Annotated in this window: 22 protein-coding genes; 15 read left to right on the top strand and 7 right to left on the bottom strand. The window is 74.3% G+C overall.

Features of this window, described 5'->3' with window-relative positions:
* The 14 genes from fliK to ACI6QG_RS17990 form a co-directional block, all read left to right on the top strand.
* Positions 1–503: flagellar hook-length control protein FliK (gene fliK / locus ACI6QG_RS17925; RefSeq protein WP_407025958.1), on the top strand; the 503-nt coding region annotated here is incomplete at its 5' end.
* A gap of 12 nt (positions 504–515) precedes the next feature.
* Entirely contained in the window at positions 516–1,178 is a 663-nt protein-coding gene (locus ACI6QG_RS17930) for a flagellar hook assembly protein FlgD (protein ID WP_407025959.1), read from the top strand.
* A gap of 93 nt (positions 1,179–1,271) precedes the next feature.
* Positions 1,272–3,065: a flagellar basal-body MS-ring/collar protein FliF gene (gene fliF / locus ACI6QG_RS17935; RefSeq protein WP_407025960.1), complete on the top strand. Its 1,794-nt coding sequence runs from the start codon at positions 1,272–1,274 to the stop codon at positions 3,063–3,065.
* Positions 3,065–4,063 (top strand): flagellar motor switch protein FliG, encoded by a 999-nt coding sequence (fliG, locus tag ACI6QG_RS17940; RefSeq protein ID WP_407025961.1) that lies wholly within the window; start codon positions 3,065–3,067, stop codon positions 4,061–4,063. The genes fliF and fliG overlap by 1 nt, the downstream gene beginning before the upstream one ends.
* A 6-nt stretch (positions 4,064–4,069) precedes the next feature.
* Positions 4,070–4,396, top strand: a complete 327-nt coding sequence (fliN, locus tag ACI6QG_RS17945) for a flagellar motor switch protein FliN (RefSeq protein ID WP_407025962.1) — start codon at positions 4,070–4,072, stop codon at positions 4,394–4,396.
* The gene (locus tag ACI6QG_RS17950; protein ID WP_407025963.1) at positions 4,393–5,772 is read left to right on the top strand and encodes a sigma 54-interacting transcriptional regulator; all 1,380 of its coding nucleotides are present in this window, start codon (positions 4,393–4,395) and stop codon (positions 5,770–5,772) included. The genes fliN and ACI6QG_RS17950 overlap by 4 nt, the downstream gene beginning before the upstream one ends.
* Complete coding sequence (gene flhA, locus ACI6QG_RS17955) at positions 5,769–7,832, top strand: flagellar biosynthesis protein FlhA (protein ID WP_407025964.1); 2,064 nt, start codon at positions 5,769–5,771, stop codon at positions 7,830–7,832. Before ACI6QG_RS17950 ends, flhA begins: the two co-directional genes overlap by 4 nt.
* A gap of 87 nt (positions 7,833–7,919) precedes the next feature.
* Positions 7,920–8,810: a hypothetical protein gene (locus ACI6QG_RS17960; protein ID WP_407025965.1), complete on the top strand. Its 891-nt coding sequence runs from the start codon at positions 7,920–7,922 to the stop codon at positions 8,808–8,810.
* Positions 8,801–9,523, top strand: coding sequence for a nucleotide-binding protein (locus ACI6QG_RS17965; protein ID WP_407025966.1), 723 nt, complete (start codon positions 8,801–8,803; stop codon positions 9,521–9,523). Before ACI6QG_RS17960 ends, ACI6QG_RS17965 begins: the two co-directional genes overlap by 10 nt.
* A 34-nt stretch (positions 9,524–9,557) precedes the next feature.
* A complete protein-coding gene (locus ACI6QG_RS17970; RefSeq protein ID WP_407025967.1) occupies positions 9,558–11,144 on the top strand; it encodes an FAD-dependent oxidoreductase in 1,587 nt (528 codons plus the stop codon).
* Positions 11,141–11,368, top strand: a complete 228-nt coding sequence (locus tag ACI6QG_RS17975; protein WP_407025968.1) for a DUF2783 domain-containing protein — start codon at positions 11,141–11,143, stop codon at positions 11,366–11,368. Before ACI6QG_RS17970 ends, ACI6QG_RS17975 begins: the two co-directional genes overlap by 4 nt.
* The gene (locus ACI6QG_RS17980) at positions 11,365–12,516 is read left to right on the top strand and encodes a M20 aminoacylase family protein (RefSeq protein ID WP_407025969.1); all 1,152 of its coding nucleotides are present in this window, start codon (positions 11,365–11,367) and stop codon (positions 12,514–12,516) included. The genes ACI6QG_RS17975 and ACI6QG_RS17980 overlap by 4 nt, the downstream gene beginning before the upstream one ends.
* Positions 12,513–12,689, top strand: coding sequence for a DUF4169 family protein (locus ACI6QG_RS17985; protein ID WP_407025970.1), 177 nt, complete (start codon positions 12,513–12,515; stop codon positions 12,687–12,689). Before ACI6QG_RS17980 ends, ACI6QG_RS17985 begins: the two co-directional genes overlap by 4 nt.
* 60 nt (positions 12,690–12,749) lie before the next feature.
* Positions 12,750–13,412, top strand: coding sequence for a VIT1/CCC1 transporter family protein (locus ACI6QG_RS17990; protein WP_407025971.1), 663 nt, complete (start codon positions 12,750–12,752; stop codon positions 13,410–13,412).
* Between the two features lie 88 nt (positions 13,413–13,500).
* On the opposite strand, the gene ACI6QG_RS17995 is transcribed toward ACI6QG_RS17990, so the two are convergent.
* Genes ACI6QG_RS17995 through ACI6QG_RS18020 form a run of 6 tightly spaced genes read right to left on the bottom strand, consistent with a single transcriptional unit; the run spans position 13,501 to position 22,244 of the window.
* On the bottom strand, positions 13,501–15,276 hold the full coding sequence (locus tag ACI6QG_RS17995) for an acyl-CoA dehydrogenase C-terminal domain-containing protein (protein WP_407025972.1): 1,776 nt from the start codon (positions 15,274–15,276) through the stop codon (positions 13,501–13,503).
* Between the two features lie 10 nt (positions 15,277–15,286).
* Positions 15,287–17,674, bottom strand: a complete 2,388-nt coding sequence (locus ACI6QG_RS18000) for a 3-hydroxyacyl-CoA dehydrogenase/enoyl-CoA hydratase family protein (protein WP_407025973.1) — start codon at positions 17,672–17,674, stop codon at positions 15,287–15,289.
* Complete coding sequence (locus tag ACI6QG_RS18005) at positions 17,674–18,810, bottom strand: thiolase family protein (protein ID WP_407025974.1); 1,137 nt, start codon at positions 18,808–18,810, stop codon at positions 17,674–17,676. Before ACI6QG_RS18005 ends, ACI6QG_RS18000 begins: the two co-directional genes overlap by 1 nt.
* Positions 18,807–19,223, bottom strand: a complete 417-nt coding sequence (locus ACI6QG_RS18010; RefSeq protein WP_407025996.1) for a MerR family transcriptional regulator — start codon at positions 19,221–19,223, stop codon at positions 18,807–18,809. The genes ACI6QG_RS18005 and ACI6QG_RS18010 overlap by 4 nt, the downstream gene beginning before the upstream one ends.
* Positions 19,224–19,225: 2 nt before the next feature.
* Positions 19,226–20,905 (bottom strand): long-chain-fatty-acid--CoA ligase, encoded by a 1,680-nt coding sequence (locus tag ACI6QG_RS18015; protein ID WP_407025975.1) that lies wholly within the window; start codon positions 20,903–20,905, stop codon positions 19,226–19,228.
* Positions 20,906–20,918: 13 nt separating this feature from the next.
* The gene (locus ACI6QG_RS18020; RefSeq protein WP_407025976.1) at positions 20,919–22,244 is read right to left on the bottom strand and encodes an OmpP1/FadL family transporter; all 1,326 of its coding nucleotides are present in this window, start codon (positions 22,242–22,244) and stop codon (positions 20,919–20,921) included.
* A 131-nt stretch (positions 22,245–22,375) separates the two neighbouring features.
* Here ACI6QG_RS18020 and ACI6QG_RS18025 point away from each other — a divergent pair, with 131 nt between their 5' ends.
* Complete coding sequence (locus ACI6QG_RS18025; protein ID WP_407025977.1) at positions 22,376–22,693, top strand: SCP2 sterol-binding domain-containing protein; 318 nt, start codon at positions 22,376–22,378, stop codon at positions 22,691–22,693.
* A gap of 284 nt (positions 22,694–22,977) precedes the next feature.
* Here the strand turns inward: ACI6QG_RS18025 and ACI6QG_RS18030 are convergent, their stop codons facing one another.
* Complete coding sequence (locus ACI6QG_RS18030; protein WP_407025978.1) at positions 22,978–23,943, bottom strand: tripartite tricarboxylate transporter substrate binding protein; 966 nt, start codon at positions 23,941–23,943, stop codon at positions 22,978–22,980.
* Positions 23,944–23,950: the final 7 nt, after the last annotated feature.

A 23,950-nucleotide genomic window follows, 5' to 3' on the forward strand; every position in this document is an offset into this window, starting at 1 on the left:
GCGCGCCCCCCTCCACGGCGGCTGCCCCCGTCGAGGCCGCCGCGCCGCCGCGTCCCGCCGAGGCCCCGCCGCCGGTCCGCGCCGAGGCCCCCGCCGCCGCGCCGCCCCCGGCCGCGCGCCAGGTGGCGCAGACCGCCATCGCCCTGTCCTTCGCCCCCGGCCCGCAGGGCGGCTTCACCTTGCAGCTGGAGCCCGCGGAGCTGGGCCGGGTGGAGATCACCCTGCGCCGGGAGGGCGACCGCCACGCGCTGAGCATCGCCGCCGAGCGGCCGGAAACCCTGCTGCTGCTGCGCCAAGACCGCGCCGAACTGGACCGCGCCCTGGGCGAGGCCGGGGTGCGGCTGGATGGCGCCGCCTCCTTCGCCCTGACCGGCGGCGGGGCCGATGGCTCCGGCGGCGGGGGTGGGGGTGCCCCGGGCGGGCGGGGCGGGCGGCCCGCCGCCCCCGCCGAAGCCCTGCCGCCGCCGCGCGCCGTGCGCGGCCTGCTCGACCTCGCCATCTGACGGAGACCCTGCATGAGCACCACGATTTCCGGCGCCGCCGGGGCGGCCGCCAGCGCCGCCTCTTCCCAGCGGGCGCGGCTGACCGCCAATTTCGACACCTTCCTGACGCTGCTGACCACCCAGCTGCGCAACCAGGACCCAACCAACGCCATGGACACGGAGAAGATGACGCAGCAGCTCGTCTCCTTTGCCGGGGTGGAGCAGCAGCTGGCGCTGAACGACAACATGGAGCGCCTGATCTCCCTGCAGCAGGGCGCGCAGCTGGTGTCCGCCGCGCCGCTGATGGGCCGGCTGCTGGAAGTGGAGTCGGACAGCCTTTCCCTGCAGGGCGGCACGGCGGCGCTGCGCCTGCCCGCCGCCACCGCCGCCGCCCGCCAGGCCGAGGTGACCATCGAGGACGCGCAAGGCCGCACGCTGCGGCGCGCCACGGTGAACCTGGGCAGCGCCCCGCAGGACTGGAGCTGGGACGGGCGCAGCGGCAACGGCGCGCAGCAGCGCGACGGCGCCTACCGCTTCACCGTGCGCGGGCTGGGGGCGGATGGCACGGAAACCGCGCTGGCGGCCACCGTGCTGGGCCGCGCCACCACCCTGCAGCGGGCCGACGGCGCGGTGACGCTGGGGCTGGGCGGCCTGAACGTGGACTTCTCCCGCCTGCGCTCCATCGTGGGGGGGTGACGGCAAGGGCGCGTTAACCCCGGGGCGGCAATCTCTGCCCATCCGCGCAGGAGGCGCGGGCGGAGATTCGCGGATGCCAGGGTGGGCTGGGCCTTGCAGAACCTGATCGGGCAGCTCCGCGCGCTGGGGCGCGTCAAGCTGCTGGCGCTGGCCGGTGTGGGCGCAGCGCTGGCGGCGCTGCTGCTGGTGCTGGCCCTGCGCGCCAATGCCCCGGCCATGGCGGTGCTCTACTCCGAGCTGGAGCAGCGGGACGCCGGGGCGGTGGTGGCGGCGCTGGAGCGCGCCCGCGTGCCCTTCCGCCTGGCCGCCGGCGGCTCGCAGGTGCTGGTCCCGGCGGAGGACGTGGCGCGGCTGCGCCTGTCCCTGGCGCGGGAGGGGCTGCCGGCCGGCGGCGCCATCGGCAACGAGATCTTCGACCGCGGCGAGGGGCTGACCACCACCCCCTTCCAGCAGGAGATGAACCGGCTGCGCGCGCTGGAAGGGGAGCTGGCGCGCTCCATCCGCGCCCTGGCCGGGGTGCGCAACGCCCGCGTCCACCTGGTGCTGCCGCGGCGGGAGGCCTTCAGCCGCGAGCGCGCCGAGGCGCAGGCCAGCGTGCTGCTGACCATGCAGGGCGCCCACCGCCTGGACCGCGAGGGCACCCAGGCGGTGCTGCACCTTGTGGTCGCCGGGGTGCCCGGCCTGCGCGCCCAGAACGTGAGCATCGTGGACAGCCGGGGCGAGCTGCTGGCCCGCGGCGGCCAGGCCATCGGCCCCGCCGCCGCCGCCGCCACCCAGGAGGAGCCGCGCCGCGCCCACGAGGCCCGCCTGGCCCGCGGCGTGGAGGAGATGCTGGAGCGCGTGCTGGGCCCTGGCCGCGTGCGCGCCGAGGTGGCGGTGGAGATGGACGCCGACCGGGTGGAGATCCGCGAGGAGCGCTTCGACCCGGAGAACCAGGTGGCGCGCTCGCAGCAGAGCACCACCGAATCCTCGCGCGGGGCGGAGCCCGCCAACGTCTCGGTCGGCGGCAACCTGCCGGGGGCCGAGGCGCCGCCGGGCGGCGGCGGCCCGCAGGAGAACCGGCAGGAGGAGACCACCAACTTCGAGATCGGCCGCACCCTGCGCAACGTGCTGCGCGAGGCCCCGGTGCTCAAGCGCATCTCCGTGGCCGTGCTGGTAGACGGCGTGACGGAAGCCGGGGAGGGCGGTGCCCCGCGGGTCCGCGAGCGCACGGCGGAGGAGGTGGCGCGCATCGCCGCGCTGGTGCGCTCGGCCGTGGGCTTCGACGAGCGGCGGGGCGACCGGGTGGAAGTGGTGTCCATGCGCTTCGCCGAGCCCGCCTTCGCCCCGCCGGCACCCGGCCCGCTGGGACTGGACATCCCGCAGGCGCTGCTGGCGAAGCTGATGGAGACGGCCATCCTGGCCGGGGTGGCGGTGCTGGCGCTGCTGCTGCTGGGCCGCCCGCTGGTGAAGCGCCTGTCGCTGGCGCTGGCGCCGCAGCCCGCCCTGGCCGGGGCGGGCGCCGGCACGGCCGAGGCGGCGCTGGCGGGCACGGGCCCGGGCCCGGCCGCGCCGCCGGCCATCGCCTACGCGCCCGTGCCGGACTGGCAGCCGGGCCAGGCGTTGCCGGCGGGCGCGGTGGCTGGGCCGGGCGGGGTGGCGATGATGCCCATCCACGCCCCGCCGCCGGGCATGCCGATGCCCCCCTTGCCGCCCGGCGCCGTGCCCGCGGCCGCCATGCCCGCGCCTGCCGCCGCCGCCGCCGCGCCCTCGATGGTGGAGGTGGCCAATGTCAGCGGCGCGGTGAACGCCTCCACGCTGCAGCGCGTGGCCAGGCTGGTCGAGGAGAACCCCGACGAGGCGCTGGCGGTGGTGCGCGGCTGGCTGGCGCCGGAGGAGGACCGCTGATGCCCGCCCCCCTGCAAGGCCCGCAGAAGGCCGCCGTGCTGATGCTGGCCCTGGGCGAGGCCGCGGCGGCGCGCATGTTCGGCCGCATGCACGAGGACGAGATCCGCGACGTCTCCATCGCCATGGCACAGCTGGGCACCGTGCCGGCGGAGGTGGTGGAGCAGGTGTGCGAGGAGTTCGGCCGCGCCCTGGGCGGGCCCGGCAACCTCGTCGGTTCCTACGAGAGCACGGAGCGCCTGCTGCTGAAGACCCTGCCGGCCGAGCGCGTGGCCTCCATCATGGAGGAGATCCGCGGCCCGGCCGGGCGCACCATGTGGGACAAGCTGGGCAACGTGAACGAGGTGGTGCTGGCGAACTACCTCAAGAACGAATACCCGCAGACGGTCGCCGTCGTGCTCACCAAGGTGAAGGCGGACCACGCCGCGCGGGTGCTGAGCCAGCTGCCCGAGGGCTTCGCCATGGAGGTCGTCATGCGCATGCTGCGCATGGAGAACGTCCAGAAGGAGGCGCTGGAGGGCGTGGAGCGCACGCTGAAGGCCGAGTTCATGAGCAACCTCGCGCGCTCCACCCGCCGCGACGCCCACGAGATGATGGCGGAGATCTTCAACTCGCTGGACCGGCAGAGCGAGGCGCGCATCATGGCCGCGCTGGAGGAGCGCAACCGCGAGAGCGCGGAGCGCATCCGCTCCCTCATGTTCACCTTCGAGGACCTGAAGCGCCTGGACGCGCAGGGGCTCCAGGTGCTGCTGCGCTCCGTCGAGAAGGACAAGCTGGCCCTGGCGCTGAAGGGCGCGCCGGAGGAGATGCGCGAGATGTTCTTCCGCAACATGACGGAGCGCGCGGCCAAGCTGCTGAAGGACGACATCGCCGCCCTGGGCCCGGTGCGGCTGAAGGACGTGGACGAGGCGCAGGCCGCCATCGTCGCCGCCGCCAAGGACCTCGCCGCCCAGGGGCAGATCCAGCTGTCCGAGGGCAAGGACGACCAGCTTGTGGAGTGAGCGCGCATGAGCGACCTGACCAACCCCCCCTTCGAGCCCGCCGCCCCCGGAACGCAGGAGGGCCCGGCCGCGCCGCCCCCCGCGCGCGACCTGGAGGCGGTCTACGACATCCCCGTGCAGGTCAGCGCCGTGCTGGGCCGCGCCACCATGCAGGTCAGCCAGCTGCTCAAGCTCGGCCGCGGCGCGGTGGTGGAGCTGGACCGCAAGCTGGGCGAGGCGGTGGACATCTACGTCAACAACCGCCTGGTCGCGCGCGGCGAGGTGGTGATGGTGGAGGACAACAAGCTGGGCGTCACCATGACGGAGATCGTCAAGGCGGACCGCGCCTCGTGACCCGGCTGCTGATCCTGGGCTCGCTGTCCGGGGAGCTGGGGCAGGCGGCGCGCATCGCCGCCGCGCGCGGCGCCGCGCTGGCGGCGGTGGAGGGCGTGACCGGCGCGCTGGAGCACCTGCGCGGCCGCGGCGCCGACCTGGTGCTGGCGGATGCCGCGCACGACCTGCCCTGGCTGCTGATGCGGCTGGAGGAGGAGCGCATCGCCGCCCCCCTGGTGGTGTGCGGCCGCAACGCCGATGCCGACGCCGTGCTGCGCGCCATCCGCGCCGGCGCGCGCGAGTTCCTGCCGCTGCCGCCGGAGGCCGAGCTGATCGCGGCCATGCTGGAGGCCGCGACGGGCCGCGACGGCGCGCCGGTCTGCCAGGACCCCGCCATGCAGGCGGTGCTGGCCCGCGCCGCCCAGGTGGCGCGGGCGGAGGCGTCCATCCTCATCACCGGGGAAAGCGGCACGGGCAAGGAGGTGCTGGCGCGCCACATCCACGCCGCCTCGCGGCGCGCCAACGGGCCCTTCGTGGCGCTCAACGTCGCCGCCCTGCCGGAGAGCCTGCTGGAAAGCGAGCTGTTCGGCCACGAGAAGGGCGCCTTCAGCGGCGCGGTGGCGGCGCGCAAGGGCAAGTTCGAGCAGGCCGAGGGCGGCACCCTGCTGCTGGACGAGATCGGCGAGATGGACCTGCGGCTGCAGGCCAAGATCCTGCGCGCCATCCAGGAGCGCGAGGTGGACCGGCTGGGTGGCACCCAGCCCGTGCGGGTGGACGTGCGCATCCTGGCCGCCACCCACCGCGACCTGCCGGCCGAGGTGCGCGCCGGCCGCTTCCGCGAGGACCTGTTCTTCCGCCTGAACGTGGTGAACCTGCGCATCCCGCCGCTGCGCGAGCGCCCGGGCGACGTGCTGCCGCTGGCGCAGCACTTCGCCCAGCGCTACGCCGCCGCCAACGGGCTGCCGGCGCGCCCGCTCTCGCCCGGGGCGCAGGGCCGGCTGCTGGCCCATCCCTGGCCGGGCAACGTGCGCGAGCTGGAGAACGCCCTGCACCGCGCCGTGCTGCTGGCCGAGGGCCGCGAGATCGGCCCCGAGGCGATCGAGCTGGACGCCGCGCCCCCGCCCGCCGCCCCCGCGGCGGAAGCGGCGCCCGCCCCCGCCGCGCCGCCGCGGCCCGCCGGCGCCATCGCCGCGCTGGTCGGCCGGCGCATGGAGGAGGTGGAGCAGGAGCTGATCCTGGAGACGCTGGGCCGCTGCCTGGGCAACCGCACCCGCGCGGCGGAGATCCTGGGCATCTCCATCCGCACCCTGCGCAACAAGCTGGCCGAGTACCGGGAGAAGGGGCTGGCCGTGCCGCCCGCGCCCGGCCAGCTGCCCGATGGCTGGCGCGCGGCATGAGGGGCCTCGCGCTGCCGCCCTGGCTGAAGGGGCTGCGCGTCTCCTCCGAGGCGGCGCTGGTGGCGGGCATCGCCCTGGTGCTCGTCATCCTGGTGGTGCCGCTGCCCGGCTTCCTGCTGGACGCGGCGCTGGCGCTGAACATCGTCGCCTCCGTGCTGATGCTGATGGTGGCGCTGCTGCTGGTGCGCCCGCTGGATTTCCAGAGCTTCCCGCAGCTGCTGCTGATCACCACGCTGTTCCGGCTGGGGCTGAACGTCGCCACCACCCGCGCCATCCTGGCCGAGGGGCACCAGGGCCCGCAGGCGGCGGGCGACATCATCGCCACCTTCGGCGCCTACCTGATGGGCGGCGACGTGGTGGTGGGCCTGATCGTCTTCGCCATCCTGCTGCTGGTGAACCACGTCGTGGTGTCCAAGGGCGCGGGGCGCATCGCCGAGGTGTCGGCGCGCTTCCACCTGGACGCCATGCCCGGCAAGCAGATGGCCATCGACGCCGACCTGAACGCCGGCAACATCGACGAGAAGCAGGCCCGCACCCGCCGCCGCGAGCTGGAGGAGGAGAGCGGCTTCCACGGCGCCATGGACGGCGCGGCCAAGTTCGTGAAGGGCGACGCCACGGCGGGCCTGGTCTCCACCTTCATCAACCTGCTGGGCGGCATGGCCATCGGGCTGGGCCGGCACGGCATGGGCGTGGGCGACGCGGTGGAGACCTACACCATCCTGACGGTGGGCGACGGGCTGGTGGGGCAGATCCCCGCGCTGCTGGTCAGCGTCGCCGCCGCCATCGTCGTCACCAAGGCGGTGCGCGAGGAGCAGTCCGACGTGCTGATGGCCAAGGAGCTGGGCGGGTGGAAGCCGCTGGCGGTGGCCTCCGGCTCGGCGGTGGTGCTGGGGCTGCTGCCGGGCATGCCGCTGCTGCCCTTCCTGGCGCTGGCCGGCGCCACCGGCTTCGGCGCCTGGGTGCAGCGCAAGCGCGCCCCCGCCGGCGCGGCGCCGGAGCCCGAGCAGGCCCCCGCCGCCCCGGGCGAGCCCCCGGTGGCCGAGGCGCTGCGCATGGACCTGCTGCGGCTGGAGCTGGGCTACGGGCTGCTGTCGCTGGCCGCCGGCGACGCGCCGCGGCTGACGGAGCAGATCCGCGGCCTGCGCCGCTCCGTGGCGCAGGAGATGGGCTTCGTGCTGCCCTCCGTGCGCATCCAGGACAACCTGGACCTCCCGCCCGACACCTACGTGGTGCGGGTGAAGGAGATCGAGGTGGCGCGCGGCCAGCTGAAGCCGCCGCTGCTGCTGGCCATCAGCCCGGAGGGCGGCCTGCCCGACATGGCCGGCGAGCGCACCGCCGAGCCCGCCTTCGGCCTGCCCGCCCTGTGGGTGGAGGAGCGCGCGCGCGAGGAGGCGCTGGCGCTGGGCTGCACCGTGGTGGACTGCGCCGGCGTGCTGGCCACCCACCTGACGGAGGTGGTGCGCGAGAACATGAGCGAGATGCTCTCCTGGAGCGAGACGCAGAAGCTGCTGGACGAGCTGCCGCGCGAGCAGCAGAAGCTGGTCGCCGACCTCATCCCCGGCCAGGTGAACGTCGGCACGCTGCAACGCCTGCTGCAGGCCCTGCTGGCCGAGCGCGTGAGCATCCGCGACCTGCCCACCATCCTGGAGGGGGTGCAGGAGGCGGCGAGCGCCCAGCTGCGCTCCCTGCCGCAGATGCTCGGCGTGGTGCGCCAGCGCCTGTCCCGCCAGCTGTGCGAGGCGGCGCGCGGCCCTTCGGGCTACATCCCCCTCGTCACCATCTCCGCCGAGTGGGAGGGCGCCTTCGCCGAGAGCCTGGCCGGCCCCGCGGAGGACCGCCAGCTGGTGATGGAGGCCGGGCGGCTGCAGGCCTTCATGCAGCGCCTGCGCGACGTGCTGGACGCCCAGGCGGCGCAGGGCGAGGCGGCGGTGCTGCTGTGCTCGGGCCCCTTGCGGCCGCACCTGCGCGCCATCGTGGAGCGCTTCCGCCCCGCCACGCCGGTGATGGCGCAGAACGAGATCCACCCGCGGGCGCGCATCCGCACCCTGGGGAGCGTCTAGGATGGCCCTGGGCACGGTGCCGCCCGCCCGCCGGAGGCGCCGCCCGGCGCCTGACCGGCGCCCCGCCCCGCCGCGGGCACGGCCGGCATGAGGCTGCGGGTCTTCACCGCCCGCAGCTCCGCCGCCGCGCTGGCGGAGGTGCGCGCCGCGCTGGGCGAGGAGGCGGTGGTGCTGGCCACCCGCCGCGTGCCCGGCGGGGTGGAGGTGACGGCCGCGCTGGAGGCCGCCGAGCCCCTGCTGATCCCGCCCGAGCCGCTGCCCCTGCCGGAGCGGCCGGAGCTGGCGCGCCACAACATTCCCCCCGCCGTGCTGGCCCGGCTGGGCCACGGCCCGCTGGAGGCCGCGCTGGCCGCCGGCCTGCCCTTCGCGCCGCTGCCGGCCGGCCAGCCCATCCTGCTGGTCGGCCCGCCCGGCGCCGGCAAGACGCTGACGGCCGCCAAGCTGGCCGCGCGGGCGGTGCAGGCCGGGGCGGCGCCGCTGGTCGTCACCACCGACGGCGCCCGGGCCGGCGCGGTGGAGCAGCTGGCCGCCTTCACCCGCCTGCTGCGCCTGACCCTGGCGGTGGCCGCGCAGCCGGAGGCGCTGGCCAAGGCCCTGGCCACCCGCGCGCCGGGGCAGGGCGCCATCCTGGACGGCTTCGGCTGCGACCCCTTCGATGCCGCCCAGGCCGCCCTGCTGCTGCGGCTGACCCGCGCCGCCGGCGCCGCCCCGGTGCTGGTGCTGCCCGCCGGGCTGGACGCGGAGGAAAGCGCGGAGATCGCCCGTGCCTTCCACGCGCTGGGCGCCCGCCACCTGGTCGCCACGCGGCTGGACGCCGCCCGCCGCCTGGGCGGGGTGCTGGCCGCCGCCGCCGCCGGCCTCGCGCTCAGCGAGGCCGGCATCTCCCCCCACGTCGCCGGCGGCCTCCTGCCGCTGGACGCCGCGGGCCTGGCCGCGCGCCTGGCCCGCCCCGCCACGGAGGCCCGCCCATGCGCCTGATCACCATCGCCTCGGGCAAGGGCGGCGTGGGCAAGACCTGCCTCGCCATCGGGCTGGCCCAGGCCCTGGCCGAGGCCGGCCGCCCGGTGACCCTGGTGGATGGCGACCTGGGGCTGGCCAACGTGGACGTGCAGCTGGGCCTGCCGCCCGGGCCGGACCTGGCGGCGGTGCTGCGCGGGCAGCTGCCGCCGGAGGCCGCGCTGCGGCGCCACCCGGCCGGCTTCGCCGTGCTGCCCGGCCGCTCGGGCGATGCCGGGCTGGCCGGGGATGACGGCGCCGCCCTGCTGGCCCTGCTGCGCGCCCTGCCGGGCGAGGTGGTGCTGGACCTCGGCGCCGGGCTGGGCACGCAGCAACGCCGCCTGGCCGCCGCCGCCGGCCAGCTGCTGGTGGTGGCGACGGAGGAGCCCACCAGCCTGACCGACGCCTATGCCGTGCTGAAGCTGCACCGGCTGGACGCGCCGAGCGGCCGCGCCGGGGTGGTGGTGAACCAGGCCGCCCACGCCCCGGCGGCGCGGCGCGTGCATGGCGCGCTGGACGCCGCCTGCCGCTCCTTCCTCGGCGGCGGGGTGCCGTTCCTGGGCTGGGTGCGGCGCGACGCCCATGTGGGCCAGGCCATCCGCGCCCAGGCGCCGCTGCTGACCCGCTTCCCCAATTGCGCGGCGGCGGAGGACCTGCGCGCCCTCGCCCGCGCCCTGCTGCCGGTTCCGGCGTGACTCGGCGCGCGCCTGCCCCTACATCGGCAGGGCGATGCCCAGCACCTTCGAACCGCCCCGCTTCGCCCACCGCCCGCCGCCCCTGCCGGGCGGGACGGAGGAGGTGCCGCTGGCCATCGTGGGCGGCGGGCTGGTCGGGCTGACCGCGGCGCTGGACCTGGCGCGGCACGGCGTCCGCTCCGTCCTGCTGGACGACGACGACACGGTGTCCACCGGCTCGCGCGCCATCTGCTTCGCCAAGCGCACGCTGGAGATCATGGGGCGGCTGGGCCTGGGCGGGCGCTTCCTGGAGAAGGGCGTCACCTGGAACCGCGGCCGGGTGTTCTTCGGCGCGCGCGAGGCCTACGCCTTCGACCTGCTGCCCGAAAGCGGGCATGAATACCCGGCCTTCGTGAACCTGCAGCAGTACCACGCCGAAGCCTGGCTGGTGGAGGCCTGCGAGGCCACCGGGCTGGTGGACCTGCGCTGGCGCCACAAGGTGGCCGGCATCGCCAACCGCCCCGACGGCGCGCTGCTGGAGGTGGAGACGCCGCACGGCGCCTACCGCCTGCACGCGCAATGGCTGCTGGCCTGCGACGGCGCGCGCTCGCCGCTGCGGGAGGCGCTGGGGCTGCCCTTCACCGGCCAGGTGTTCCGCGACCGCTTCCTGATCGCCGACGTGGTGATGCAGGCGGAATTCCCCACCGAGCGCTGGTTCTGGTTCGACCCGCCCTTCCACCCCGGCCAGTCCGTGCTGCTGCACAAGCAGCCCGACGGCGTGTGGCGCATTGACTTCCAGCTGGGCTGGGAGGCCGACCCGGAGGCCGAGAAGGACCCGGCGAAGGTGCGCTGGCGGGTGGAGCAGATGCTGGGCCCCGACGTGCCCTTCGAGCTGGAATGGGTGTCGGTCTACACCTTCCGCTGCCGGCGCATGCAGCGCTTCCGGCACGGGCGCTGCTTCTTCCTGGGCGACGCCGCGCACCAGGTCAGCCCCTTCGGCGCGCGCGGCGGCAACGGCGCGGTGCAGGACGCCGACAACCTGGCCTGGAAGCTGGCCGCCTTCCTGAAGGGCGAGGCGCCGGAGGCGCTGCTGGACTCCTACGACGCCGAGCGCGTGCCGGCGGCGGACGAGAACATCCTCAACTCCACCCGCTCCACCGACTTCATCACGCCCAAGAACCCCGCCGCCCGCGCCTACCGCGACGCCGTGCTGGAACTGGCGGGGGAACAGCCCTTCGCCCGGCCGCTGGTGAACAGCGGGCGGCTGTCGCGCCCCGCCGTGCTGGCGGGCTCGCCGCTGAACGGGCCGGACGAGCGCCCGGACGCCGCGCCGCCCGGCACCCCCTGCCCGGACGCGCCAGTGGGGCAGGGCGACTGGCTGCTGCGCCACCTGGGCGGCGACTGGGCGCTGGTGGCGCGGGAGGCGCATCCGGTCGCCATGCCCGGGCTGCGCCCCGTCCTGCTCACCGACACGCCGCGCACCGGCGCGCTGCACGACCATGCCGGGCTGGCGGCGCGGCGGCTGGGGCTGCTGCCGGGGGAATGCGCCCTGGTGCGGCCGGACCAGCACGTCGCCGCCCGCTTCGCCACCTGCGCGCCGGAGCCCATCCTGGCCGCCCACCGCAAGGCCCTGGGCCGATGAGCCTGCACCGCGAGCCGCGCATCGCCGACCCGGACGCCTTCTACCAGGCGCTGATGGACGCCCACCGGGGCCTGGACGAGGAGGCCTCGCGCCGGCTCGACGCGCGGCTGGTGCTGATCCTGGCCAACCAGGTGGGGGACATGGCGGTGCTACGGCAGGCCCTGGCGCTGGCGGCGCAGCCGCGGCAGGATGACATGTCATCAGAGGGACGCAGCGCGCCGTGACCAGCCCCGTCGAGACCATCGCCCAGTGGCAGGAGGAGTTCGCCGCCATCCGCCGCGACATCCATGCCCATCCCGAGCTGGGCCTGGAGGAGCACCGCACCGCCGCGCTGGTGGCCGCCAAGCTGCGGGAGATGGGCATCGAGGTGCATGAGGGGGTGGGCCGCACCGGGGTGGTCGGCGTCATCCGCAACGGCAATGGCCGGCGCATCGGCCTGCGGGCGGACATGGACGCGCTGCCCATGGAGGAGGAGACCGGGCTGCCCCACGCCTCCACCCACAAGGGGCGCATGCACGCCTGCGGGCATGACGGCCACACCACCATGCTGCTGGCCGCCGCGCGCTACCTGCAGCAGACGCGCCGCTTCGACGGCACGGTGCACCTGATCTTCCAGCCCGGCGAGGAAGGCGCGGGCGGCGCCCTGGCCATGCTGGAGGACGGGCTGTTCGAGCGCTTCCCCTGCGACGAGGTGTACGGCCTGCACAACCGCCCCGGCATGCCGGTCGGCCAGGCCGGGCTGCGGCCGGGGCCGATGATGGCGGGGGTGGCGTTCTACGACATCGTGGTGCAGGGCCGCGGCGGGCACGGCGCCCGGCCGGAGGCGACTGTGGACCCCGTGGTGGCCGGCAGCGCCATCGTCGGCGCCCTGCAATCCGTGGTGGCGCGCAACGTGCCGGCCATCGAGCGCGCGGTGCTGTCCGTCACCCGCTTCGACGCCGGCAACGCCTACAACGTCATCCCCGACCGGGTGCGGCTGGGCGGCACGGTGCGCGCCTTCTCGCGCACGATGATGGAGCTGGTGGAGCAGCGCATGCGCGCCATCGCCGAGGGCGTGGCGGCGGGCTTCGGCGCCTCGGCCACGCTGGATTTCCGCGTCCTCACCACCCCGCTGGTGAACGATGCCGGCGCGACGGAGGCCCTGGCCGCCGCGGCCGCCGCGCTGGGCGCCACCGATGCCGACTTCCCGGCGGTGATGGGCGGCGAGGACTTCGCCTTCATGCTGGAGAAGGTGCCCGGCGCCTACGCCATGGTCGGCAACGGCGACACGGCGGAGGTGCACCACCCGAAGTTCGACTTCAACGACGCCGCCATCCCGCACGGCGCCGGCCTGCTGGCGGCGGTGGTGGAGCGCCAGGCGCCGCGGGTGTGACGCCGGTCAACCTCAACAAGGCGCGCAAGGCGAAGGCGCGGGCGGAGGCGGAGCGGCAGGCCGCCGCCAACCGCGCGGCCTTCGGCCGCAGCAAGGCGCAGAAGGCGCGCGACGCCGAGGCGGAGGCCAGGCGCCGCGCCCTGCTGGACGGCGCGAAGCTGGAGCGCGGCTGACCCGGCGCTTCCCGCCGCGGCGTCATTCCTCCGGCGCGGCGCGCGCTGTAGGATGCGCCGATGGATGACGCGCCGCACCCCTATCGCGACGGGCTGCCCCCCGCGCCCCCCGGCCCGCCGGAGGGCGAGCAGCACCGGCTGCGCGCCACCGCCCCGCTGTGGCACGGGCTGGCCCTGGCGCCGGTGCCGGTGCTGGCGCTGGCCAGCGCCCCGCGCACGGCCGTGCTGGCGGCGCTGGCCGCCGCCGCCCTGGCCGCCTGGCTGCTGCCCTGGCTGCGCGCGCTGGCCGCCGCCGAGCGCCACGCCGCCGAGCGCCAGCGCGAGGAGGCGGAAATCCTGGAATGGCCGGAGCGCGAGCGCTGGGAGGTAGCGGCGGTGCTGCACCGCTACGGCCTGCGCGGCGACGCCCTGGCCCGCGCGGTGGAGCAGATCGCCGCCGAGCCGCGCCGCTGGGTGGACTTCATGATGCGCTTTGAGCTGGACCTGATCCAGCCGCGCCCGGGCGAGGCGGCGCGGGACGGCGCGCTGGCCGGCGCCGCGCTGGCGGCGGGCGCCCTGGCCCTGATGTGGCTGCCGGCCGGGACGGCGATGGCGGCGGGCCTCGCGCTGGCGGCGCTGGCCGGCGCCCTGGCCGGGCGCGCGGCGGGCGAGAATCTGGCCACCGCTTCCCTGCGCGCCCTGGCCCTGCCGCTGGGCGCGCTGGTGCTGGGGCTTTCGCTCTAGATCATGATCCGCAAACGCGGATCATGATCCAGCCTTTGCTGAGAGGACGGTTCACCGCCTTGATGATTCCATCAAGGCGGAGCGTGCTCTAGAACGCCGCTTCCTCCAGCTCGCGCAGCGTCGCGCCGCCGGCCAGCACCTTGGCGGCCAGCGACGACGTCTCGGGCAGCACGCGCGCGAAGAAGAAGCGCGCGGTGGCCAGCTTGGCGCGGTGGAAGTCGCTGTCCGGCTTCGCCAGCGCGATGTCCGCCATGCGCGCCCAGGCATGGGCCAGCGCCGTCAGCGCGAACAGGCGCAGGTAGTCGGTCGCGCCCGCCCCGGCCTCGAAGGGGTCGGAGAAGCCGCGGCGGGCCAGTTCCGCCGTGCATTGCTGCAACCGCCCGAAGGCCTTGGAGAGCGGCAGGATGAACTCGCCCATCGCCTCCTCCTCGCCCTTGGCCTCGATGAAGGCCAGCACGGGGTGGAAGAAGCGGCGCAGGTAGCGGCCGCCACTGGTGGGCATCTTGCGGCCCACCAGGTCCAGCGCCTGGATGCCGTTGGTGCCCTCGTAGATCTGCGCGATGCGGGCGTCGCGCACGTATTGCTCCATCCCCCATTCGCGGATGTAGCCGTGGCCGCCCAGCACCTGCTGGCCGGTCACCGTCGCCTCCAGGCCCATGTCGGTGAGGTAGGCCTTGATGATGGGCGTCATCAGCTGGACGTGGTCGTCGGCCGCCTGGCGCTCGGCGGCGTCGGGGTGCAGGCGGGCGATGTCCTGCATCAGCGCCACCTCGGCCGCCAGGGCGCGGCAGCCCTCGATGTTGGCGCGCATCGTCAGCAACATGCGACGCACGTCGGGGTGGACGATGATGGGGTCGGCCGGCTTGTCGGGGTGCTGGGTACCTTGCAGGGCGCGGCCTTGCAGGCGGTCCTTCGCGTAGGCCACCGCGTTCTGGTAGCTCACCTCCGCCAGGCCCAGGCCCTGGATGCCGACGCTCAGCCGGGCCTCGTTCATCATGGTGAACATGGCCGACAGGCCCTTGTGCGGCCGCCCGACCAGCCAGCCCGTCGCGCCATCGAAGCTCATGCCGCAGGTGGCGGAGGCCTTGATGCCCATCTTGTGCTCGATGGAGGTGCAGGAGACGGCGTTGCGCTGGCCCGGGCGGCCGTCCTCCGTGGGCAGGAACTTCGGCACCAGGAACAGGCTGATGCCGCGCGTGCCCGGCGGCGCGTCGGGCAGCTTGGCCAGCACGAGGTGGAGGATGTTCTCCGCCATGTCGTGCTCGCCGGCCGAGATGAAGATCTTGTTGCCGGTGACGCTGAAGGAGCCGTCCTCGTTCGGCACCGCCTTGGTGCGGATCAGGCCGAGGTCGGTGCCGCAATGCGGCTCGGTCAGGCACATGGTGCCGGTCCATTCGCCCGACACCAGCTTGGGCAGGTAGCGCTGCTTCAGCTCATCCGTGCCGTGCTTGCTCAGCGCCGAATAGGCGCCGTGCGAGAGGCCCGGATACATCCCGAAGCTCAAATTGGCCGAGCACATCATCTCCTCGAAGGGCAGGGCCACCGTCTTGGGCAGGCCCTGGCCGCCATAGGCGGGGTCGCAGGCCAGCGAGGCCCAGCCGCCCTCCACGAAGGCCTTGTAGGCCTCGGGGAAGCCCTGCGGGGTGCGGACCACGCCGTTCTCGATGGTGCAGCCCTCCTCGTCGCCGGGGCGGTTGAGGGGGAACAGCACCTCCTGGCAGAGCTTGGCGGCCTCCTCCAGCACCGGGTCCACCAGCTCGGGCGTCATCTCCTCGCAGCCGGGCAGTGCGGTCAGCCGCGCGGGGTCCAGGTATTCGGTGAGGCAGAAGCGGATGTCGCGCAGCGGCGCGGTGTAGCTGGGCATGATGCTCTCCTCAGTTCCGCAGGGGCCGGCCGGTGGTCAGCATGTGCTCCACGCGCGCCAGCGTGCCTTCCGTACGCAGCAGCGCCATGAAGGATTGGCGTTCCAGGCGCAGCAGCTCCTCCTCCGTGGTGTCCTCCGTGTGGTCGCGCGCACCGCCGGAGAGGGTGGTGGCCAGGTGGTCGCACACCACGATGTCGTGCGGCGTGGCGCGGCCCAGCAGCACCTGCTGCTGCACCGCCATCGCCAGCGCCGCCTTGCCGGAAGGCCCGGGCAGGCGGATCGGCTTCGCCTCGGGCGGGGCGTAGCCCTCCACCATGGAAAGCGCCTTCGCCTTGGCCTCGGCCAGCAGGCGGTCGCGGTTCATGGTGATGCCGTCGGTGGGGCGCAGCAGCAGCATCTCCTTTGCCTCGAAGGCCGATTTCGCCACCTGGGCGGTGGAGATCATCTCGAAGGCCTTGGCCACCGGGGGCATCGGCCCCTTGGGCAGCTTCGGCGCCTCGCTCCAGCGGCGCAGCATGGTGGTGCAGCCGCCCCAGCCGGGGATGAGGCCGACGCCGACCTCGACCAGGCCGATGTAGCTCTCGCTGTGCGCCTGGATGGCGTCGCAATGCAGCAGCACCTCGCAGCCGCCGCCCAGCGCCATGCCCGACGGCGCGCCGACCACGGGGAAGGGGGCGTGGCGCAGGGCGCGCAGGGCCTTCTGCCCGCCCTCGACCATGCTTTCCACCTCGCCCCAGGCGGCGATGTTGGCGGCGAACAGGGCGAGGCCGATATTGGCGCCCACCGAGAAGTTCTCGCCCTCGTTGTGGATCACCAGCGCCTTGAAGGCGCCCTTCCTGCCCATGGCCACCGCCTTGCCGACCATGGCGAGGATCTCGGGGTCCATGCTGTTCATCTTGGAGGTGAATTCCAGGCAGGCCACGCCGTCGCCGATGTCCCAGAGGCTGGCCGACGCGTTCTTCGCCAGGGGCTGCGAAGCGCGCTTGATGTCGGCCAGCAGCAGCACACCCTCGGGGCGGGCGACCTCGCGGTGGGTGCCGTCCAGGCCCATGACTTGAAGGCGGCCATCCTCCACCCGGTAGAAGCGGCCTTCGCCGACTGTCTCCAGCAGCGGTGGCACGGCGCGGCCCTCGGCGCGCAGGGCGGCGGCGAACCAGGCGGGGCCCAGCTTGTCCAGCAGTTCGAAGGGGCCCCACTTCCAATTGTAGCCCAGCCGCATGGCGGCATCCACGGAGGCGAGGTCATCCGCCACCTCCGGCACCAGCGCAGCGGCGTAGGCCAGCGTGTCCAGCAGCACGGCGCGGGCGTAGCGGCCGCCGCGGTCGGGGTGCTCGGCCAGGGCGCGCATGTCGCGCAGGGACAGGCTTTCCAGCGAGGCCTTCACGCTGTCCCGGTCCTCGCCGGTCCAGAGGTCAATGGCGCGCTTCAGGCTCTCGCCGTCCGGGCCCTTGGCGCGGGTGTAGAAGCCGCCCTTGCCGCCCTTGCGGCCGGTGCGCCCCTCGGCGATGAGGCGCGTGACCAGCGGGTTGTCGCGCATGCCCAGCACGTAGGCGTCATCCGCCGGCAGCGTTGCCTTCATGGAGGCGGCGACGTGCGGCATCAGGTCAATGCCCACCAAATCCAGCAGGCCGAACACGCCGGTCTTGGGGATGCCCAGCGGGCGGCCCATCACGGCGTCGGCTTCCTCGATCGTCAGCCGCAGGTCGTGGGCGTGGTTGATGGCGGACTGCATCCACATGCCGCCGATGCGGTTGGCGATGAAGCCCGGCCGGTCCTTGCAGGGGATCACGGTCTTGCCCAGCGCGCGGTCGCAGAACGCCGTCACCGCCGCGGCGGAATCGGCCCGCGTGGCCGGGCCGGTGACCAGTTCCAGAAGGCGCATGTAGCGCGGCGGGTTGAAGAAGTGCGTGATGCAGAAATCCGCCGCGAAATCCGCGGAGGCGCCTTCCAGCAGCGCGGCGAGCGGGATGGTGGAGGTGTTGGAGGACACCACGGACCCCGGCTTCCGCACCGCGTCGAGCTGCGCGTAGAGGGCGCGCTTGGCGTCCGGCTTCTCGACGATGGCTTCCAGGATCCAGTCGCAATCCGCCACCAGATGCAGGTCGTCGGCCAGGGTGCCGGGCGTCACCAGCCGGGCCGCGCCCTTGTGCATGAAGGGGGCGGGGTCCTGCCTAGCCATGGCGGCCAGCGCCTTGGCCGCGCCGCCGGGCACGATGTCCAGCAGCACGGTCGGCACGCCGGCATTGGCGCAATGCGCGGCGATGCCCGCGCCCATCACCCCGGCGCCGATGACGGCGACCTTGCGGATGGCGCCGCCTGGCGCGACGGGCTTCGCCGCCGGCGCCTGCACCGCCTTGAGTTCCGGCTCGACCAGGGGCGCCCCGGTGGTGCTGCTCATCACACCGCCTCCAGGATGGTCGCGATGCCCTGGCCGCCGCCGATGCACTGGCTGGCCAGGGCATAGCGCCCGCCCTCGCGCTTCAGCAGCGCCGCCGCCTTGCCGGTGATGCGCGCGCCGGTGGCGCCCAGCGGGTGGCCCAGCGCGATGGCGCCGCCATCCAGGTTCACCTTCGCCGGGTCCAGCGACAGCTCCCGCATGCAGGCGATGGCCTGGGAGGCGAAGGCCTCGTTCAGCTCCACCACGTCGAGGTCCTTCGCCGTGATGCCGGCCCGCGCCATCGCCTTCTGCGAGGCGCCCACCGGGCCCATGCCCATCACCTCCGGCGCGCAGCCGGCCACGGCGACGGACCTGATCCTCGCCAGCGGCTCCAGCCCATTCGCCTTGGCGTAGTCCATGGTGCATATCAGCAGCGCCACCGCGCCATCGGTGAGCGGCGAGGAGGTGCCGGCGGTGACGGTGCCATCGGCGCGGAAGGCGGGCTTCAGGCCGGCCAGCCCCTCGGCGGTGGTCTCGGGGCGGATGCAGCCATCGGCCTCCACGGTGGCGCCGTTGACGGTGACCGGCACGATCTCGTCGGCCAGATTGCCGGCGGCCTGTGCGGCGGCGGCGCGGCGGTGGCTCTCGGCGGCGAAGGCGTCCATGTCGGCGCGCGTCACCTGGTGGCGGCGGGCCACGTTCTCCGCCGTCTCGCCCATGCCGACATAGGCCTGCGGGTAGTCGGCGGCGAGGCCGGGATGCGGCAGCGGGTTGAAGCCCATCATCGGCACGCGCGACATGCTTTCCACGCCGCAGCACAGGAAGGCCTCGCCCGCGCCCATGGCGATGGCGCCGGCCGCCTGATGGACCGATTGCATGGAGGAGCCGCAGAAGCGGTTGACCGTGGCGCCGGCCACGCTCTCGGGCAGCTTGGCCAGGAAAGCGACGATCTTCGCCACGTTCAGCCCCTGCTCGCCCTCAGGGAAGGCGCAGCCCATCACCAGGTCCTCGATGGTGGCGGGGTCGATGCCGGTATCGGCCAGCAGGGCGCGGACCACCTGCGCCGCCATCTCGTCCGGGCGCAGCTTCACCAGGCCGCCCTTGTGGGCGAAGTGGAAGGGCGAGCGGCGATAGGCCGCGATCACGATGTCGGTCATGCGGTGCTCTCCATCATGGCGGCCAGCGCCGCCTCGGCCTGGGCCTGGATGTCGTCCAGCTCGGCCAGGGTTTCCTCCAGCGCGGCGCGCTGCTGCTCCAGCCCGGCGCGGCGGGCGCGCAGCTTGCGCAGCAGGTCCTCCACCTGCGCGCGCTGCGTCGGGTCGGCGTCGTAGAGGTCGAGGTATTCGCGGATCTCGTCCAGGGTGAAGCCCAGGCGCTTGCCGCGCAGCACCAGCAGCAGCCGCGCGCGGTCCCGCCGGGTGAAGACGCGGCCGTTGTGGCCGTCCCGCGCCGGGCTCAGCAGGCCCTTGCTCTCGTAGAAGCGGATGGCGCGGGCGGTGACGCCCAGGTCCTCCGCCAGCTCGTTCACCGTCATCGTCGAGGGCATCGTCGAGGGCATCGTCACGGGCATCGTCACGGGCGCGGCCTTTCCTGCAGCTCCGCGCGCAGCTCCTTCTTGGACAGCTTGCCGACCGCGGTGCGGGGCAGCTCGGCGCGCAGCTCAATGTGGCGCGGCATCTCGATGGGCGAAAGCTTGCCCTGGAGGAAATCGCGCAGCGCCTCCGCGGTCAGGCCGCTGCCCTCGCGCGGCTGCACGAAGGCGGCGGGCACCTCGCCCTTGCTGGCGTCGGGCATGCCGACCACGGTCACCGCCGCCACCTCCGGGTGGCGCCAGATGGCCTCCTCCACCGTGCGCGGATAGACGTTGAAGCCGCTGACCAGGATCAGGTCCTTGATGCGGTCCACCAGCGTGACGTAGCCGTCCTCGTCCATCACGCCGACGTCGCCGGTGCGCAGGAAGCCGTCGGGGGTGAAGGCGGCCGCGGTCTCGGCCGGGCGGTTCCAGTAGCCGGCCATGACGTTGGGCCCCTTCAGGCACAGCTCGCCGCGCTCGCCCGCCGGCACCTCCCGCGCCGGATCCTCCAGCGAGCGCAGGGAGGGGACGACGCCGGGCAGCGGCACGCCGATGGTGCCGGCGCGGTTCTCGCCCTCCAGCGGGTTGCAGAAGGCGACCGGCGAGGACTCGGTGAGGCCGTAGCCCTCCACCAGGGTGCAGCCGGCCAGCGCCTCGAAATCCGCCTTCACCTGGGCCGGCAGCGGCGCCCCGCCGGAGATGCAGGCCTTCACCGACTTCAGCAGGGCCGGGGTGGCGCCGCGGTCCAGCAGGGCCTTGAACAGGGTGGGCACGCCGGGGAACACCGTGGGCCGGGTGCGCCGCAGCGCCGCCTTCAGCATGGCCCAGTCGAAGCGCGGCTGCATCACCACGCAGGAGCCGCCGAACAGTCCGACGTTCATCGCCACCGTCATGGCGAAGACGTGGAAGAAGGGGATGACGGCCAGCGTCACCTCCCCACCGGGGCGGGAGGTGGTGAACCACGCCATCACCTGCCGCGCGTTGGCCGACAGGTTGCCGTGGGTGAGCACGGCCGCCTTGGGCGTGCCGGTGGTGCCGCCGGTGTATTGCAGCACCGCGGGCTCCTCCGGCCGGGCCGGGTGCGGGGCGGCGATGGCCGGCAGCCCGGCCCAGGCGTCGAAGTCGTGCAGCCGGGCGTCGCCGGCCGGCACCGTGGCCAGCTGGCGGCGCTTCAGCAGCCGGAACGCCCAGCCCTTCAGCCAGGGCAACTCCTTCGGGAAGGCCGCGACGGCGAGGTGCCGGACCGGCGTGTCCTCGCGCGCCAGCAACGCCAGCGCCCGCGGCAGCAGCGGGTCGAGGTCGGAGCACACCAGGATCTCCGCCCCCGAATCCCGCAGCTGCGCCGCCATGTCGTCCTCGACGTGCAGCGGCGAGAGCGCGGTGACGGCGGCGCCGGCCGTCATCGCCCCGAAATAGGCGATGACGAAGGCGGCCGAGTTGGGCAGGCAGATCGCCACCCGCGTGCCGGGCCCGGCGCCGAGGCGGCGGAAGCCCTCCGCCGCCGCGTGCACGCGGGCGCGCAGCTGCGCGTAGGACAGGCGGCGTCCCAGGAAGTCCAGCGCCGGGCGATGCGCGAAGGCGGCGCAGGCCTCCTCCAGCATCGCCAGCAGCGTGCCCGGCGGGATGGCCTGGTCCCAGGCCACCTTCGCCGGGTAGCGGCGCAGCCAGGGTCGGGTCATGGCTGCGCCCCCCTCAGAAGCTGTACCGCAGCCCGGCCGTGAGGATGTTCACGTTGGCCGAGTTGCGGATGTCGAGGTTGCCGCGCAGGAAGTCCACCGTGCCCGGCCCGCCGTCGCGCAGGCGGATGGAGGTGCTGGCGGCGAGGACGTGGGTGTAGGCGACCGTCAGCGCCATGTTGGGCATCACCTGCCAGGTGGCGCCGGCCGACAGCCAGTAGCGGTCGGAATCGGGGATGCGCGGGGTGCGGTACTCGTCGCGCACCGGGGACTGGTCCCAGGCGAAGCCGGCGCGCAGCGTGATGTCGTCGCGCAGCCGGTACTCGCCGCCCACGGAGAGCATCACGCTGTCCCGGTAGTTCTGCGGGGTGATGGAGGCCGGGCGGCCGGAGGCGAAGGAGATGTTGAGGTCGCGGAAGCGGCTCCAGTTCGTCCATTCGGCGCCGGCCATCAGCGTCCAGCGCTCGCCCAGGCGCTGGGTGGCGCCCAGCGTCACGCTCTCGGGCGTGTTGAGCTTGGCGGTGGCCTGGGTGTTGCGGAAGTTCAGCGAGGATTGCAGCGGCAGCGGCACGCCCTCGAAGGTGGCGTCGCCCTGCAGCGTGTGCTGGATGGAGGAGCGGAAGCCGATGCCCAGCGTCGTGCCCGCCACCGGCCTCCACTGCGCGCCGAGGGTGAAGCCGACATTGGTGTTGTCGCCCTTGATGGTCGAGCGCCCGTCGAAGCGGCCGGGCAGGAAGCCCGCCGCCGCCAGCGCCGGGCTGGAGGCCGCCGCCGCCGCGCCGTAGTCCACGCCCGAGGACAGGCGGGCGTTGGCGTACTGGATCTGCAACCCCGCGCCCAGCGTCACCGTCTCGTGCGGGCGCCAGGAGATGGTGGGGGTCACGTTGTAGGTGCGCAGGCTGGAGGTGAGCGCGTGGTAGCGGCCGATCCATTCGGCCGGGTACTTGGTCACCAGCCCGAAGGGCGCGCCCACGCCGATGCCGACCCGCACGGTGTCGGTGATGCCAGTGGTGGCGTAGAAGTGCGGCACCAGCGCGTCCAGCCCCGCATCGCCGCCCAGCGAGCCGGTGATCGGGCTGTTGCCGAACACCCGCGCGCGGGTGGCGCTGCCGGAATCCACCCGGCTTTCCGGGATGATGAGCGAACCGCCCGCGCTGAACTGCGTGCCGGTCATCCAGCCGATGGCGGCCGGGTTGAAGAACATCATCGAGGCGTCGTCGCCCCGCGCCGCCGCACCGGCCTGGGAATTGCCCTGCGCCACCGCGCTCTGCTCCCGCACCGTGTAGCCCGAGGCCATCGCCGGCCCCGTCATCGCCGCCGCGCCCAGAACGGCGCACGCCATTGCCTTCTTCACCACGTTCCGCGTTCCCCCTGTGACGTGTTGACCCGCATTCCTTGCGGTGCGGCCATGCTGGCAGAGGGTTGACGTTAACGTCAACCCCTTTCATACCCCGCCCATCTGAGGAGGACGCGATGGCGGAGACGGACACATTGCTGGCGGCGATGCGCGCGCGCGCGGCCAGCCTGCGCACGCTGGGCTACCGCGTGCGGCTGGACATGCCCGACACGGGGGATTCCATCTTCCTCGACGCCACGGGCGGCGGCTGCGAGCTGCGCCTGGCCGCCGGCGAGGAAGAGGCTGACACCGTGCTTTCCCTGTCCTCCGCCGACCTGGAGAAGCTGGTGGCCGGGCGGCTCTCGCCCATGCTGGCCTTCGCCACGGGCAAGCTGCGCGTGGAGGGCTCGCGCGGGGTGGCGCTGAAGCTGGCTTCCCTGCTCGACGAGGATTGAGGGAGGGGGCGTGCTGCCCATCGGCGGAGCCGCGCCCCAGCCTTGTCGGGAGGGCGAGCCGCCGCCGGGACGCTCCCATTGCCGCGGTGGCACTCCTGCCGGTGAAGACCGCATCCTGCCCGGCGCGGCAGGGTCGAGCCCGGCGCAGCGCAGAGCACCCGCGCGCGCCCGCCGCAGGCCGGTGGCGCTGGCCACCAGCGCCACCCCGCGGAAGCCGGCGCCGTGCGCGGCGCGGCCAGCGCGAAAGCGACCGGCCCCGATGGGGCGGCGCTGGGCGGGGACGCCTATTCCGGCTGGTAGTTCACGCTCCGCAGCAATTCCCGCGCGCGGGGAATTTCCGCGGCGATGAAGGCGCGGGTCTGGGCGATGGATTCCGTCACCGGCTCCAGCAATTGCTGCGTCAGGCGGCCGGTGATGGCGGGGTCGCGCATCACCTCCTGCATCAGCGCGTTCACCCGCTCGCCGATGGCGGCCGGCGTGCCGCGCGGCGCCCAGATGCCATACCAGGAGGCGAACTCGAAGCCCGGCAGGCCGGATTCCGCGAAGGTCGGGATCTCCGGCGCCAGCGGCGAGCGCTCGGCGGAGGCGATGGCCAGCAGCCGGATGCGCCCGTCGCGCGAGGCGGGGATCAGGTTGAAGGAGGGCTCGATCAGCAGGTGGGCCGAGCCGCCCATCAGGTCGGTGATGGCGGGCTGCGCGCCGCGATAGGTGACGAACTCCAGCCCCGCCTCCGTGCGGCGGTTGAACTCGATGGAGGCGAGGTGGCCGGCCGCGCCCAGCGAGGCCACGGCCATGGTCCATTGCCGCGGGTTGGCCTTGGCGGCCGCCACCACCTCCTGCACCGTGCGCTGCGGGCGGGTGCCGGTGATGGCGAGGCCCAGCGGCGCGCGGGCGGTGCGGGCGAAGACCTCCAGGTCGCGCTCGGGGTCGAAGGTGGCCCCGCGCAGCACCAGCGGCATCACCGCCGTGTTGGTGGCCGAGGCCAGGAAGGTGTAGCCATCCGGCGCGGCCTGCAGCACGGCGTTGGTGCCGACCAAGCCGGCGCCGCCGGTGCGGTTCTCCACCACGGCATTGGCGCCCAGGCGCTCGTTCAGCTTCTGCGCGAACAGGCGCGCCAGGGCATCGTTGGCAGCCCCCGGCGGCCAGGGGCAGATGACGCGGATGGGCCCCCCATGCGGCCAGGCGGGCTGCGCGAGGGCAGGGGCGGCCAGCAGCGCGGGCGCGGCGGCGAGCAGGTGACGGCGGTTCATGGCGTTT

It is taken from the genome of Sabulicella flocculans (assembly GCF_045449635.1).
Taxonomy (GTDB): domain Bacteria; phylum Pseudomonadota; class Alphaproteobacteria; order Acetobacterales; family Acetobacteraceae; genus Roseococcus.